The sequence below is a fragment of the Rhizobium sp. 10PS4 genome, from assembly GCF_032464805.1.
Classification (GTDB): domain Bacteria; phylum Pseudomonadota; class Alphaproteobacteria; order Rhizobiales; family Rhizobiaceae; genus Rhizobium; species Rhizobium laguerreae.
This window is the reverse complement of the sequence record NZ_JAWDIW010000014.1, coordinates 47,597-61,631: the sequence shown is the minus strand read 5'-3', so window position 1 is coordinate 61,631 and position 14,035 is coordinate 47,597. Positions and strand designations below refer to the sequence as shown.

Sequence of the window (14,035 nt, the reverse complement as noted above, 5' to 3'; positions counted from 1 at the left end):
CAACGCAGGACAAGTGCTGAGAACGCTAAGGAAATGACGTTTCCGAAAGTTTAAGTGGGCATGCGAAGCCCGCTCCATTTTAGGAAAATACCAAAAAAGGTCCGCTTTTTTCGGCCGCTTGCCACGGCCCGTTCCGCCATGCTCTAAAACCCCATGGCCTTCACGCTTCGCCAGGTTCAATATTTTGTCGCCGTCGCCGAACAGGGTTCGGTGACGCGAGCCGCACAGAACCTTTCGATCTCCCAATCCTCGGTGACGGAAGCGTTGAAGGAGCTCGAAACCGACCTCGGCGTCGAGCTGTTCGAGCGCCATCCGCGCGGCCTGACAATCACCCATAACGGACACCAGTTCCTGCGTCATGCGACGAAGATCCTGGCCTCCGTCTCCGATGCACGGACCAGCTTTTCCGGCCAGCAAAGCGCCCTCTCCGGCACACTGAACATCGGCGTCACCTCGCTTGTCGCCGGCTACGTGCTCTCTGATCTCCTGGCGCGATACCGGCGCGCCTGTCCCGGCATCGAGGTCAGCGCCATCGAGGACAATGGCGGTTACCTCGAACATCTCCTGGTCGGCGGCGAGCTGGATGTCGCCGTGATGGTGATATCAAACCTGCGCGACCGCATGGCGCTGCAGGCGGAAATCCTCGAAACCTCGCCCTATCGACTATGGCTGCCGATGGGCCATCCGCTGGTGTCGGCCGACATCATCTCGGTCGCCGACATCGCCCGCGAACCGCTGATCATGCTGACGGTCGACGAAATCGAAGAGAATACCGGCAAGCTGCTCTCAGCCCTCGGCGCCCGCCCGCATGTCGCCTTCCGCACCCGCTCGGTGGAGGCGGTGCGCAGCCTGGTTGCAACAGGCGCCGGCGTAGCCCTGCTTCCCGATCTCGTCTACCGACCATGGTCGCTGGAAGGCGACCGCATCGAGAGCCGCGACGTCTCGGGATCGCTGCCGGTCGTCCAGGTCGGAATGGTCTGGCGCAAGGGCTCCAGCCTGCCGCAGGCGGCGCGCGATTTCGTCGGCATCGCCGAAAGCTTGCGCTCCGGGCGTATCCGCTGATATCGGAATTTCCGATACCGCCTTTCTGATAAATGAATTTGCGAAAGCGGCTTTTTCGCGTCACCTTTTCATTCGGGAACAAACCGCCACAAAAGTGGCAAACCGGGAGACGGATGATGACGAATCTGTTGAAATCCTGCACGGCAGCGCTCGCCTGCCTGAGCTTCGCGACGCAGGGAATCGCCGCCGAACCGCTGAAGGCCTTGGGCAAGGGCGAAGGTGCTGTCAGCATCGTCGCCTGGGCCGGCTATATCGAACGCGGCGAAACCGACAAGAACTACGACTGGGTCACCGATTTCGAAAAGGAGACCGGCTGCAAGGTTTCCGTCAAGACCGCCGCCACCTCGGATGAAATGGTGTCGCTGATGAACGAAGGCGGCTTTGATCTCGTCACGGCATCGGGCGACGCCTCGCTCCGCCTCATCGCCGGCAAGCGTGTCCAGCCGATCAACACCGATCTGATCCCGAGCTTCAAGACCGTCGACGAGCGCCTGCAGAACGGCCCGTGGTATACGGTCGGCGGCGTGCACTACGGCGTGCCCTATCTCTGGGGGCCGAATGTGCTGATGTATAATACTGATGCCTTCAAGGACAAGGCGCCGACCAGCTGGAACGTCGTCTTCGAGGAGCAGACACTGCCCGACGGCAAGTCGAACAAGGGCCGCGTCCAGGCCTATGACGGCGCGATCTACATCGCCGATGCCGCCATGTATCTGATGGCCCACAAGCCGGATCTCGGCATCAAGGATCCCTACGAACTGACCGAGGACCAGTACAAGGCCGCCCTCGACCTGTTGCGCGGCCAGCGCAAGCTCGTCTCCCGCTACTGGCACGATGCAATGATCCAGATCGACGACTTCAAGAATGAAGGTGTCGTCGCCTCCGGCTCCTGGCCTTTCCAGGTGAACCTGCTGCAGGCCGACAAGCAGAAGATCGCCTCCACCTTCCCGGATGAAGGTGTCACCGGCTGGGCAGACACCACCATGCTGCACGCCGACAGCGAACATCCGAACTGCGCCTATATGTGGATGGAACATTCGCTGAAGGCCAAGGTCCAGGGTGACGCTGGAGCCTGGTTCGGCGCCGTGCCCTCCGTTCCCGCCGCCTGTAAGGGCAACGAACTGATGGGTGATAGCGGCTGCGCCACCAACGGCTTCGATCACTTCGACAAGATCAAGTTCTGGAAGACCCCGGTCGCCAAATGCACGACGCAGAGCGAATGCGTGCCCTATCATCGCTGGGTGTCGGATTATATCGGCGTGATCGGCGGACGGTAATTTACGTCCTCACTGAGATGACCGTTGTAGCGTGAGACCCCTCCCCAACCTCTCCCCATAAGAGGGAGGGGCTCCGAGTGGCACCGCCGAATTCCTGCCGAAACGCCAAGGTATTTGCGAAAGGGGTACGGCAGATTAAGCCCCTCCCCCTTGTGGGGAGGGGTTTGGGGCGGGGTCTTTGTTGGCCAGACCGAACCCTCTCTGAACACACACGACCCGGAGCCCCCATGACGTCAGCCGTCCGCTTCCAGCAGGTATCGCGCCATTTCGGCCAGGTTCGCGCCGTCGACGGCGTCGATCTCGAGATCGCGCCCGGCGAATTCTTTGCCATGCTCGGGCCATCCGGCTCCGGCAAGACGACGTGCCTGCGATTGATCGCCGGCTTCGAACAGCCGACCGCGGGCCATATCCAGATCTTCGGCGAGACGGCTGACGGCGTTCCGCCCTATCGCCGCAACGTCAACACCGTGTTCCAGGACTACGCGCTCTTTCCGCATCTCAATATCCTCGACAATGTTGCCTATGGACTGATGGTCAGAGGCGTCGGCAAGGCGGAGCGGATGAAGGCGGCAGGCGATGCCCTCGAGCTCGTCAAGCTACCGGGCTACGGCGCCCGGCGCCCCGGCCAGCTGTCCGGCGGCCAGCGGCAGCGCGTGGCGCTCGCCCGCGCGCTCGTCAACAAGCCGAAGGTGCTGTTGCTCGATGAGCCGCTCGGCGCGCTGGACCTGAAGCTACGCGAACAGATGCAGGAAGAATTGAAGAGCCTGCAGCGCGCGCTCGGCATCACCTTCGTCTTCGTCACCCACGATCAGGGCGAGGCGCTGTCCATGGCCGACCGCGTCGCCGTCTTCAACGATGGCAACATCGTCCAGGAGGGCACGCCGCAGGATATCTACAGCTGCCCGAAGACCCGCTTCGTCGCCGATTTCGTCGGCTCGTCGAACGTCATCCCGCCTGATCTCATGGCCTTGCTCGGCGGCGCGAAACGCTGGGCGAGCCTGCGCCCCGAGGCGATCCGGCTGGCAAGCGACGGCGTCGAGGCGAAAGTCGAAAATGCAAGCTTCCTCGGCGCCGTCACACGTCTCAGCGTCAACCTCAAGGGCAGCCGGCTGCATGTCATGCTGCCGGCGGGCGCGCCTGTGCCGGATCTCGGCGCCCGCATCCGCCTCGCCTGGCAACCGGCCGATATCCACTACATGGATGATGCGGCATGACGGCGCTCACCATGTCAGGCGGCAAGACATCGATCCTTCCGGGCCGAGGCGGGTTCTTCGGCCAACTGTCGGATGCCTTCTGGCGGCATCCGAAACTGTTGCTCTTCCTGATGCTGACGCCGCCGCTGCTCTGGCTCGGCATCATCTATATCGGCTCATTGATCGCCCTGCTTCTCCAGAGCTTCTTCTCGATCGACGATTTCTCCGGGCTGGTGAATACCGAATTCACCCTCTCGACCTATGCCCAGCTGCTGAATCCTGCAAATTTCGATATCATCATCCGTACCCTTGTGATGTCGGCGCTGGTCACCCTCGCTGCCGCCCTGATCGGCTTCCCGATCGCTTACTATGCGGCGCGTTATGCGCAAGGCAAATGGAAGGCGCTCTTCTATCTCGGCGTCATGCTGCCGCTCTGGTCGAGCTATCTCGTCAAGATCTACGCCTGGAAGCTGATCCTCGCCAAGGAAGGCATCCTCACCTGGATCTTCGAGAAGCTCCATCTCTCCTGGCTGCTTGACGCGACCCTGAACCTGCCCGTGATTGGCGGTAATTCGCTTTCGGTGAGTTACCTCGGCACCTTCATCGTCTTCGTCTATATCTGGCTTCCCTACATGATCCTGCCGACGCAGGCGGCCCTCGAGCGTGTGCCCGGCAACCTGATCGAGGCCTCGGCGGATCTCGGCGCCACGCCGCGCCAGACCTTCCGCACCGTGCTCCTGCCCTTAGCGCTCCCCGGCATCGTCGCTGGTTCGATCTTCACCTTCTCGCTGACATTGGGTGATTACATCATCCCGCAGATCATCGGCTCGTCCAGGCTCTTCATCGGCCAGGCGGTCTATGCCCAGCAGGGAACGGCCGGCAATGTGCCGCTCGCCGCCGCCTTCTCCGTCGTGCCGATCGTCATCATGGCGCTTTATCTGTCGCTCGCCAGGAAATTGGGGGCTTTCGATGCGCTCTGACCTCAAGAGATCGCCACTGCCCCTGAAAATCGCCGCAGCCGCCGGACTGCTCTTCCTGCACCTGCCGATCCTGCTGATCTTCGTCTATGCCTTCACGACGGAGGAGAAGAGCTATCAATGGCCGCCGCGCGGGCTGACCCTGCAATGGTTTGCCGTCGCCTGGAACCGGCCGGACGTCTGGTCAGCGCTCAGCCTTTCCGTGCAGGTCGCCGTTATCGCCACGGCGATCGCGTTGGTCCTCGGCACGCTCTGTGCGGCGGCCGTCAGCCAGACGAAATTCTTCGGCCGCGAGGCGATCTCGCTGCTGGTCATCCTGCCGATCGCCCTTCCCGGCATCATCACCGGAATTGCGCTCCGATCAGCCTTCAGCCTGTTCGATATCCCGTTTTCGGTCTGGACCATCGTGCTCGGTCACGCCACCTTCTGCGTCGTGGTCGTCTACAACAATGCGGTCGCCCGCTTCCGCCGCACCTCCGGCTCGCTGATCGAGGCCTCGATGGATCTCGGCGCTGACGGCTTTCAGACCTTCCGTCATGTCATCCTGCCGAATATCGGCACCGCCCTTCTTGCCGGCGGCATGCTTGCCTTCGCGCTTTCCTTCGATGAGGTCATCGTCACCACCTTCACCGGTGGCCAGCAATCGACCTTGCCGATCTGGATGCTCGAAGAACTCATCCGCCCGCGCCAGCGCCCCGTCACCAATGTGGTCGCCATGGTCGTGGTGCTCGTCACCTTCCTGCCAATCCTGGCAGCCTATTACCTCACCCGCGACGGCGACCAGATCGCCGGCGCCGGCAAATAAAGGGAGAACATCATGGATATCCAAATGCTGATCGGTTCCCGCTTCGAAAAAGGCACGGAGACGGAAGAGCACATCTTGAACCCGAAGACTGGCGAGACGGTGATCGACCTTGCCGAAGCCTCGCTCTCCCAGGTTGACGCCGCCGTCGATGCCGCCGAAAAAGCCTTCACAAGCTGGTCGCAGACGACGCCGGGCGAACGTTCCGGCTACCTATTGAAGATCGCCGATGCGATCGAGAAGGATGCCGCCGGCTTCGCCACACTGGAGGCTTTGAATTGCGGCAAGCCTATCAATGCCGTGCTGAACGACGAGATCCCGGCGATCGTCGATTGTTATCGCTTCTTCGCCGGCGCCGTGCGCAACCTGCACGCACCGGCGGCCGGCGAATATCTGCCCGGCCACACCTCGATGATCCGCCGCGATCCGATCGGCATCGTCGGCTCGATCGCGCCGTGGAACTATCCGCTGATGATGATGGCCTGGAAGCTGGCGCCGGCCATTGCCGGCGGCAATACCGTCGTCTTCAAGCCTTCTGAGCAGACGCCGCTGACGGCGCTGAAGATGGCGAAGCTGCTCTCCGAAATCCTTCCTGAGGGCGTCGTCAACGTCATCCTCGGCCGTGGTGAAAGTGTCGGCAACGCCCTGATCAATCACGCCAAGATCGGCATGGTCTCGATCACCGGCGATATCGCAACTGGCAAGAAGGTGCTGCAGGCCGCGGCCAAGACGGTCAAGCGCACCCACCTGGAACTCGGCGGCAAGGCCCCGGTCATCGTCTTCGACGATGCCGATATTGATGCGGTCGTCGCCGGCATCCGCACCTTCGGCTACTACAATGCCGGTCAGGACTGCACCGCTGCCTGCCGCATCTATGCCGATGCCAGGGTTTACGACAATTTCGTCGCCGATCTCTCCTCGGCCGTATCGAGCATCCGCTTCAACCAGACCGACGATACCGAAAACGAGATCGGTCCGCTGATCTCCAAGCGCCAGCGCGACCGCGTCGAAAGCTTCGTCGCCCGCGCTTCCGAGCACAAGCACATGGAAATCACTGCCGGTGGCAAGGTCTCCGGCGACAAGGGCTTCTTCTTCACGCCGACTGTCATTGCAGGCGCCACACAGGACGACGAGATCGTCCGGCGCGAGGTCTTCGGCCCGGTCGTCTCGGTCACCCGCTTTTCCGATGCCGACGAAGCCGTTGCCTGGGCAAACGACAGCGACTACGGCCTGGCCTCCTCCGTCTGGACCAAGGATATCGGCCGCGGCATGAAGACCGCCGCCCGCCTGCAATATGGCTGCACCTGGATCAACACACATTTCATGCTCACCAACGAGATGCCGCATGGCGGCCTCAAACAGTCAGGCTACGGCAAGGACATGTCGGTCTACGCGCTGGAGGACTACACCGCCGTACGCCACGTGATGATCAATCACGGCTAACCGGCAAAAGGGCAGGATATTCCGTGGATATAAGGCGCGCCGATAGCAACCAGACAACTTTTGTTGAAACGGAACATTCAGCCGATAAATATCGCCTGCTATTGTCTTATTTTGTTGTTGCGGCAATACGGGCACTCCATAGTCGACCTCCGGCTCGAAAGCCGGGTCGGCAATAGCTTCGGTCAGGCAGTCTTTGTTCATGGCGACGCGCATCGATATCCCTGAGCTCGAAAAGGCCATGGACGGATTGCTGGAATCCGCCCTCGTCCCGGAAAGATGGGCCGGCACGCTGGAAGCGATCTCTCGGGCGACCGGCTCAGTGGGCGCCCACATCATGCCGGCGGTCGGCAAGTTTTCTCCGGGGTTCCTGACAACGCCAAACCTGCTCGAAGCCTTCGACGTCTATTTCGCCGAAGACTGGTACAAGCGGGATTTCCGCGAGCGCGGGCTTTCGGTCGCGCTTGCCAAGGGCATCGTCATCGAGCACGACATCGCCTCGGAAGACGAGTTCCGGCGCCAGGAATTCTACACCGAATTCCTCGCTCGCTTCGGTCTGCGTTATTCCGCGATGATCGGCTTTGCCTCGGGTGATACGCTGCTCAGCCTCAACCTGCAGCGCCGCGTCGACGATCATCCTTTCGACCGGGAGGAGGAGCGGATCCTACTTGCCATGCGATCGAAGCTGACCGCCTCGGCCGAGATCATCCGCTCGCTGCAAGCTGCAAAGATCGAAAGCATGAGCGAGGCCTTCGAGCTCAGCGGCACCGCCTCGGTCTTCTTCGACCGCACCGGCCGCGTCAGCCATCTGAACAGTCGCGCCGAACGGCTGCTCGACGGCGATATCCGCATCGTCGATCGCGAACTCACGTCCGGCAGCCAGGAGGAGACCGGCCTGCTGCGACGACATCTGAAGGCGGTTCTCGGCGGCGACACCTTCCTCAGTCCTGCCGTGTCGACGCCGGTGCTGTTCTCACGCCCCGGCAAGGCACCGCTTGTCATTCGTGCCCAGCTCCTGCGAGGCCTGCCGGCGGATCTCTTCGCCCATTCGCACGCTGTTGCAATCGTTACCGACCTTTCCGAACGCGCAAGAGCGGACGGCGATCTTCTGCGGCGGCTCTTCGCCCTGACGCCGCAGGAGGCGACCGTCGCACGCCTGCTGATGGAAGGTTCCTCCCCTCGCCAAATCGCCGAGATCTGCGGCCTAACCTATGAAACGGGGCGCGGCTACGTCAAGAAGGTGCTCTCCAAGACCGGAACGCAGCGCCAGTCGCAGTTGATCTCGCTTCTCTTCGGCCTGAAGATCTAATGGGAATATCTCAGACCGTGTGGCCGGAAATCGTATGCTGGTCCAGAAAGGCTAGCATGATGACGGAGCTTTCATCGATGGGGCAAATCGATAGTTCCTTGAAACAGATCATGCGGGTTTTGAAGACCTGCACTTCTTCCGCATTTCTCCGAATTGAACGCCATCCCGTTTCAAACGATCTGGAACAATTTCCCGGTTGCCGCGTCTTTCTCAGGCAACGCAAAGGATGACGTCATGCTGAAATGGGCTCTGATATTTTTCGTGATTTCGATCATCGCCGGCTTCTTCGGTTTCTCCGGCGTCTCCGCCGCCACCGCGACGATCGCCCGCGTTCTCTTCGGCATCGCCCTGGTGATCTTCCTAATCTTCCTCGTCCTTGCGCTGATGGCCGGCCAGGCGATCTTGTAGTGGTCGCGCGGCCGCTTGAAAATATTGAGGCGCATCTTGCACTTGCGGCTTCGCCGTCTGGTATGGCCAGCCCTTTTGAGCCTGCAGCCTATTTCAGCTCGGCAAGGAGAGCGTCGGCACCGTTGCGGACGCCCACCATGGAAGCATCCATCGCCGTGAAGCTTGCGCCGATATTCATCGCATTGGGATATTGCTTGGTGACATAGGAAGACAGGAGACGATTGCTCGCAGCATCATAGATCTCCACGGCATAATTCACCGAGCCGGTCATCGAACCTTCTCGGCCGAGCTCGAGCCCGGAACCGCCTTTCGCGCCGATCTGGCGAGATTTATCCACTTTGAAGAACGGCTCCAGAACTTTCGCCTTGGCCTCATCGGTCAAACCGGGGCCGTTGTCGCCCACCGATATTCTGATCCCGCCATCGCCGTTCTCTTGCAGATCGATTTCGACTTGCTTTGCATAACGAGACGCATTGTCGATCAGATTGGTAATTGCGCGCGTAAGGGCCTGAGGTTTGCAGACAAACGCCAGTCGCCGCGGGCCGGTGAAACTCACATCGACGCCCATGTCGGAGAAGTCTGTCGCAATCGTCTGCAACAGGCTTGAGATATCGACCTTTCGATCGGTCTCCGCAGTGGTTGCAGGATTTCCGACACCGGGTCCGGCGTCAAAACTGGCTTTCGGGATCGCCACTGATTTCCACCTTGTCACCTTGGATGGCGCTGTCGATGATGACGGTGGCGATGAAACACATCCGGACGACCAGCAGGCAAAAAAACACCAGAGAGACGATCGCCGTCGTATAAAACTTCAACGCCGAGCGCTTCGGGAGCCGTGCGGTGAGTCTATCGAGACCGTTTCTGGCGAGACGACCAATCGCCACGAGCAGGAGCAATAGCGTGATGATATATCCGCTTGCCGATGCTGCACCGAGCAACTGAAACATGAGAAGACACCCGCACCAAGTAAAAAGCTCTGGTCTCGGAATGATGCTTTCAAGCCGCCGAAACCCGGTAGAAATATGCTCATAGGAATCGTTCGGAACGAGGCGCAGCGTGGCCGACCGGAGAGACGGGACCGGGTCATCGGGATCTGAATCAGGCGAAGACCGGTCCGTCGGCGACGGGAATTCGGCCACCTCTAATCGGCCCGTTCTGCGCTGGGCGCGGAGCGGCGGCTTAAAAGAAGGGATATGGCGGCACGCCAACGGGATGCCTTCGCCGTGCCTGCAATCAGCGTCTCGTTCGCAGCAGGGGCTCTCTGGACCGCAGCAATTCTGCCTGTCCTTGACCCGGTAAGGGCCGCGATCCTTCTTAGAAATGCGTCGCTGTCGAACTCCTTCGAGGAGCGGACGGACTTCGTGGCCGAGTGGACAGTATGGAAAAACACCTCGAGATTGATGACCGGTATCGGCTTGATGTTTCGGACCATGTCGATATCCGATCGCATCGTTACGGCCAGAAAATATCGGTCCGAACGCAAGGCGTCGAAGAGTTCCGGCACCGAGGATACAGCCGCCGCGACATATCCGTTCTCATTCAATTTCGAGACGATATCGCAGGCTGCGTCTTTTCCGAGAAAGACGAGAATTGGCTTTTGCTGATTGTTTTGCGCGGAAGACATTACTGGCACACTCCTGACCTGTCGCCAAAAGTGTAGCCCGCATCGACGCTTCTGTTTGTTCGGTTTTATTCGGTTTTATTGCGCCAGGGCGCGCCCGCGAAATTCATCAAATTCAGCGCCGAAGACCTTCGAATTTCGGGGGCATTCACGACAACACCGCCCTGAGCCAGGGAGGCATTTTGTTCGTTCGCTTTCTCAGCAGCTTGTCGATCGATATCGATCCCGCACCCGAAGCAGCCAGGACGAACATGCCGCCGGCAATCGCCAGGTCCTTCTCGAAATGCAGCAGTTCGTTCTGGCTCGCCAAATTTGTGTGAAAGAGCAAGGCGGTCGCCAGGCAGAAGAGTGCCAGCGCCGATGCGCCAAGCCGGCTGAGGAAGCCTGCCGCAACGGAAAGGCCGGCGCCGATCTGAAGGGCAATGGTGGCAAGCGCCACCGGCGCCGATAGCCCCAGTTTTGCGAAAATGTCGACGGTCGCCGTGATATCTGCCGCGAGCGACCAACCTTCGTGCAGGAAGATCAGCGACAGCAGAAGCCTGCCGAGGAGAAGAATGAGATCGGCAAGTCGGGGCCGGCTTGAGGCGCTTTCCATCATATCCTCCGGTTTGAAAAGCAGGCAGTTAGCCGCTCATGACAAGATGCATTATAGCAGGCTCGCCCCGACATTGATCGCCAGCGCCAGGATCGTCGTATTGAACAGGAACGACAGCACGGCATGCAACAGCGTCAGCTTGCGCATGCTGGTCGAACTGACCGCGACATCCGCCGTCTGTGCGGCAACGCCGATGGTGAAGGAGAAATAGAGGAAATCCCAGTAGCCGGGCTCTTCGATCCCGTCCGGAAACTTCAGCCCACCCTCCTCGTCCGCCCCGCCGTAGAAATAATGGGCATAGTGGATGGTGAAAAGCGTGTGCAGGAAGATCCAGGAGATCAGGATCGTCAGAACCGCAACACCTGCCCGCGCCAGCGCGACATCAGGTGCAGCCTCCTTGATCGAATGAAGCTCGAGGCCGATCCCGGCAATGCTGGCAAGTGCGGCACCGATCGACAGAGCCAGCAGGACGGTATCGGAGAAATCGAGATCCTCGGAACGTTTCCGGATGCTTTCAACCGTCGCCCGCAGCATCTTGCGCCAACTGAGCGCGACAAAAACGCCGGCGCTGACATTCCAGCCGAACAGGATATTGCCGGCGCTGACTTCGCGTGAGGTCAGCGCCAAGAAGACCACCAGTCCGGCAATAACGGCGATGATGAAGCTCGCATGCTTGTAGGCAAATACCGCAAGCGAATTTGCCCGTTCCTCATCCGCCATATCGGTCTCCGACAGCATATGCCCTTGATAACAGCATGAAAAAGGCGCGCCTGCCAGCCGGCAGCCGCGCCTCCGATTGTGGCCGGGCCTTATCAGGCGGCGGCGAGCTGCAGTTCTTTCTGCACCATGGTGCGCAGCGTTCCGAGATCCTTGGCGAAGGCGCGGATGCCTTCGGCGAGTTTTTCCGTCGCCATCGCGTCTTCGTTCATCATCCAGCGGAAGGTCTTCTCGTCGACGGAGACCTTCGGATCCGGCTTGCGGCTCTCCGGCGAGAGCTTGCGCTCCAGCTTGCCTTCATCCTTGGCCAGCTCGTCGAGCAGGTTCGGGCTGATGGTCAGGCGGTCGCAGCCGGCAAGGGCTTCGATTTCGCCGGCGCTGCGGAAGGAGGCGCCCATGACGATCGTCTTGATGTCGTTCACCTTGTAATAGTTGTAGATTTCACGGACGGAGATGACGCCCGGATCTTCCTCGGCAGTGTAGTCCTTGCCGGTCGACTTCTTGTACCAGTCGAGGATGCGGCCGACGAAGGGCGAGATCAGGAACACTTTGGCGTCGGCGCAAGCGATCGCCTGGGCCTTGCTGAAGAGAAGTGTCAGGTTGCAGTCGATGCCTTCCTTCTGCAGCACTTCCGCAGCACGGATGCCTTCCCAGGTGGAAGCGAGCTTGATGAGGATGCGGTCCTGGTCGATACCGCGATCCTTGTAGGCGGCGATGATTGCGCGGGCCTTGGCTAGCGAAGCCTCGGTATCGAAGGAAAGATCGGCGTCGACTTCGGTCGAGACGCGGCCCGGGACGAGTTTCACCAGGGCTGCACCGACGGAGATGGCGAGGCGATCGGCGACGGCGGAAGAAACGGCTTCGGGATTGCCGCCCTGCTTCTTGCCCCAGGCGACGGCTTCCTTGATGGCGTCGGCAAACATCGGCGTGCCGAGAGCCTTGAGCACGATGCTCGGGTTCGTCGTGCAATCGACCGGCTTCAGGCGGGCGACGGCTTCGATGTCGCCAGTATCGGCGACCACGGTGGTAATCTCGCGAAGTTGGTCAAGCTTGGATGTCATGGTCAATAATCCTTGTTGAACTTGGGCTGCGACCGGCGCGAGTTCCGCCGGGCAAAGGTGATCTACCGACAGGTTGTTTGCATGCTGCAGGCGAAAATGCGCGCATCCGTCACGGATGATTCATAAACGTGAAGGACAGTGGCCGTGTTCCGGCCGCGAACGAACGGCTGCTCGCACGCAAGCGATACCGCTTGCGGCTGGAAGGCCGGTCGTGATTTTCGGCATGCCCGCACTATGTCCTCCTCGGACGGACAAGAACGACGTGTGTCACCCGGACTATCGCCATTCGCCTTACGAAAAGTCAAGGACATTTGTGCATTTCAATTGACATAAGTGTCACACTCGTCATTATCCCCGGCAACAAAAGCGTCGCTAAGGCCTTTCATCCCATCAGGGATCTAGGGCAGGAAATCGTGCGGAGGAGATGTGGTCAAGCTCAAACGCGGCACGCACACGGCCTATTCGGAGGCATCCTCGCTGCGGCTAAGGGCGGCGTGGCTCTATTACAACGAGGGTCTGACTCAGAAGGACGTCGCCGAACAGCTCGGCATCAGCCGCACCACGGTGATCCGTCTGCTTGACGAGGCGATGAAGCGCAGCGAAGTCCAGATCTGGATCAACGATTCCATCGGCGACTGCGTTGAACTTTCGGTGAAGCTGGAGCACGCCTACGGCCTCGACGAGGCGATCGTCGTCCCTGCGCCGGTCAATGGCGACGTCAATTCGCTTGCTAAAAATGTCGGTCTGGCGCTTGGCCAGTTCCTGTCCGAAGCCATCCCCGACGATTACACCATCGGCGTCGGCTGGGGCCGCACCATGACCGCCTCGCTGTCGAGCTTCCGGCCGCCGCGCCGCGCCAACTGCAAGGTCGTCTCGCTGCTGGGCGGCATCGTTGCAGTGCACCAGACGAACCCGATCGATTACACATGGCGGCTGGCAAACCAGCTCGGCGCCGAATGCTACATGTTCCTGGCGCCGCTTCTGGTCGATTCCATCGAGACCAAGCGCAATCTGATCGAGAAATGCGGGCTGGATACGATTTATCGTCTCGCCGAAAACCTCGATCTGGCGATCGTCAGCTGCGGCGATATCGGCCCGCATTCGACCTCGCTGTCGGAGGGCTGGATCTCGAAGGCCGAGCTGCAGGAACTGATCGATGCCGGCTGCGTCTGCGACACGATGTTCAACTTCCTCGACAAGGACGGCAATTCGGTCGACCATTCGATCAATCGGCGCGTGATGTCCGTCGATCTCGACACGCTGAAAGAGGCAAAACACATCGTGCTCTCCTCCGGCGGCGCCCATCGGGCAGTGGCAATCCGTGCGACGATCAAGCGCATCGGCTGCAACACGCTGATCACCGATGAAAGCGCTGCACGCGCGTTGCTGGAATTGGCAGAAGCCTCGCCGCCCGTCTCTTCTCCCCAGCGAGGAGAAGTGCCGGAGCGATAGCGAGGCGATGAGGGGGTGAGCGACGCAAGGAGCGAACGGTCGGAGCGTCAAGCGACGAAACGAGCTACGTCACCGCCCTCGTCCATCCCTTCTCGTTACCTTTGCCGCCCGAGGAGGCGGC

At 60.5% G+C, this 14,035-nt stretch carries 14 protein-coding genes and 1 pseudogene; 9 read left to right on the top strand and 6 right to left on the bottom strand.

The genetic code is table 11. The features are described from left to right. The first annotated feature begins 153 nt into the window (after positions 1–153). The 8 genes from RWJ89_RS25395 (at position 154) to RWJ89_RS25360 (ending at position 8,468) form a co-directional block, all read left to right on the top strand. A complete protein-coding gene (locus RWJ89_RS25395) occupies positions 154–1,062 on the top strand; it encodes a LysR family transcriptional regulator (RefSeq protein ID WP_003566676.1) in 909 nt (302 codons plus the stop codon). A gap of 116 nt (positions 1,063–1,178) precedes the next feature. Beyond that, the gene (locus RWJ89_RS25390) at positions 1,179–2,339 is read left to right on the top strand and encodes an ABC transporter substrate-binding protein (RefSeq protein ID WP_132612409.1); all 1,161 of its coding nucleotides are present in this window, start codon (positions 1,179–1,181) and stop codon (positions 2,337–2,339) included. Between the two features lie 227 nt (positions 2,340–2,566). Beyond that, positions 2,567–3,553 carry an ABC transporter ATP-binding protein gene (locus RWJ89_RS25385; protein ID WP_132612411.1) on the top strand — a complete coding sequence of 329 codons (987 nt, stop codon included), beginning with the start codon at positions 2,567–2,569 and terminating at the stop codon, positions 3,551–3,553. Continuing rightward, positions 3,550–4,512 (top strand): ABC transporter permease, encoded by a 963-nt coding sequence (locus RWJ89_RS25380; protein WP_168283067.1) that lies wholly within the window; start codon positions 3,550–3,552, stop codon positions 4,510–4,512. The genes RWJ89_RS25385 and RWJ89_RS25380 overlap by 4 nt, the downstream gene beginning before the upstream one ends. Next, positions 4,502–5,314, top strand: coding sequence for an ABC transporter permease (locus RWJ89_RS25375; protein ID WP_316031649.1), 813 nt, complete (start codon positions 4,502–4,504; stop codon positions 5,312–5,314). Before RWJ89_RS25380 ends, RWJ89_RS25375 begins: the two co-directional genes overlap by 11 nt. 12 nt (positions 5,315–5,326) lie before the next feature. Continuing rightward, a complete protein-coding gene (locus RWJ89_RS25370; protein ID WP_168283066.1) occupies positions 5,327–6,754 on the top strand; it encodes a gamma-aminobutyraldehyde dehydrogenase in 1,428 nt (475 codons plus the stop codon). 199 nt (positions 6,755–6,953) lie between these two features. After that, the gene (locus tag RWJ89_RS25365) at positions 6,954–8,060 is read left to right on the top strand and encodes a helix-turn-helix transcriptional regulator (RefSeq protein ID WP_316031648.1); all 1,107 of its coding nucleotides are present in this window, start codon (positions 6,954–6,956) and stop codon (positions 8,058–8,060) included. A gap of 234 nt (positions 8,061–8,294) precedes the next feature. After that, the gene (locus tag RWJ89_RS25360; protein WP_003552965.1) at positions 8,295–8,468 is read left to right on the top strand and encodes a DUF1328 domain-containing protein; all 174 of its coding nucleotides are present in this window, start codon (positions 8,295–8,297) and stop codon (positions 8,466–8,468) included. 88 nt (positions 8,469–8,556) lie between these two features. Here RWJ89_RS25360 and RWJ89_RS25355 read toward each other — a convergent pair. The 6 genes and pseudogenes from RWJ89_RS25355 to tal form a co-directional block, all read right to left on the bottom strand. Further along, positions 8,557–9,111: pseudogene (locus RWJ89_RS25355) on the bottom strand (ATP-binding protein); the annotation flags it as partial. A 25-nt stretch (positions 9,112–9,136) separates the two neighbouring features. Beyond that, on the bottom strand, positions 9,137–9,415 hold the full coding sequence (locus RWJ89_RS25350; protein ID WP_131664468.1) for a hypothetical protein: 279 nt from the start codon (positions 9,413–9,415) through the stop codon (positions 9,137–9,139). A gap of 194 nt (positions 9,416–9,609) precedes the next feature. Next, complete coding sequence (locus RWJ89_RS25345) at positions 9,610–10,101, bottom strand: hypothetical protein (RefSeq protein WP_131664469.1); 492 nt, start codon at positions 10,099–10,101, stop codon at positions 9,610–9,612. 136 nt (positions 10,102–10,237) lie between these two features. Then, positions 10,238–10,687 (bottom strand): DoxX family protein, encoded by a 450-nt coding sequence (locus RWJ89_RS25340; RefSeq protein ID WP_020051715.1) that lies wholly within the window; start codon positions 10,685–10,687, stop codon positions 10,238–10,240. Positions 10,688–10,735: 48 nt separating this feature from the next. Further along, entirely contained in the window at positions 10,736–11,404 is a 669-nt protein-coding gene (locus RWJ89_RS25335; RefSeq protein WP_131664470.1) for a DUF1345 domain-containing protein, read from the bottom strand. Positions 11,405–11,496: 92 nt separating this feature from the next. After that, positions 11,497–12,462: a transaldolase gene (tal, locus tag RWJ89_RS25330; protein WP_029871806.1), complete on the bottom strand. Its 966-nt coding sequence runs from the start codon at positions 12,460–12,462 to the stop codon at positions 11,497–11,499. Positions 12,463–12,888: 426 nt separating this feature from the next. Between tal and RWJ89_RS25325 the strand changes: the two genes are divergently transcribed. Next, the gene (locus tag RWJ89_RS25325; RefSeq protein ID WP_131642932.1) at positions 12,889–13,914 is read left to right on the top strand and encodes a sugar-binding transcriptional regulator; all 1,026 of its coding nucleotides are present in this window, start codon (positions 12,889–12,891) and stop codon (positions 13,912–13,914) included. The last annotated feature ends 121 nt before the right edge of the window (positions 13,915–14,035 follow it).

Coding starts and splice junctions, on each gene's coding strand:
- RWJ89_RS25390 (WP_132612409.1), top strand. CDS start 1,179: ATGACGAATCTGTTGAAATCCTGCACGGCAGCGCTCGCCTGCCTGAGC.
- RWJ89_RS25335 (WP_131664470.1), bottom strand. CDS start 11,404: ATGGCGGATGAGGAACGGGCAAATTCGCTTGCGGTATTTGCCTACAAG.
- RWJ89_RS25375 (WP_316031649.1), top strand. CDS start 4,502: ATGCGCTCTGACCTCAAGAGATCGCCACTGCCCCTGAAAATCGCCGCA.
- RWJ89_RS25340 (WP_020051715.1), bottom strand. CDS start 10,687: ATGATGGAAAGCGCCTCAAGCCGGCCCCGACTTGCCGATCTCATTCTT.
- RWJ89_RS25370 (WP_168283066.1), top strand. CDS start 5,327: ATGGATATCCAAATGCTGATCGGTTCCCGCTTCGAAAAAGGCACGGAG.
- RWJ89_RS25350 (WP_131664468.1), bottom strand. CDS start 9,415: ATGTTTCAGTTGCTCGGTGCAGCATCGGCAAGCGGATATATCATCACG.
- RWJ89_RS25385 (WP_132612411.1), top strand. CDS start 2,567: ATGACGTCAGCCGTCCGCTTCCAGCAGGTATCGCGCCATTTCGGCCAG.
- tal (WP_029871806.1), bottom strand. CDS start 12,462: ATGACATCCAAGCTTGACCAACTTCGCGAGATTACCACCGTGGTCGCC.
- RWJ89_RS25365 (WP_316031648.1), top strand. CDS start 6,954: ATGGCGACGCGCATCGATATCCCTGAGCTCGAAAAGGCCATGGACGGA.
- RWJ89_RS25380 (WP_168283067.1), top strand. CDS start 3,550: ATGACGGCGCTCACCATGTCAGGCGGCAAGACATCGATCCTTCCGGGC.
- RWJ89_RS25395 (WP_003566676.1), top strand. CDS start 154: ATGGCCTTCACGCTTCGCCAGGTTCAATATTTTGTCGCCGTCGCCGAA.
- RWJ89_RS25360 (WP_003552965.1), top strand. CDS start 8,295: ATGCTGAAATGGGCTCTGATATTTTTCGTGATTTCGATCATCGCCGGC.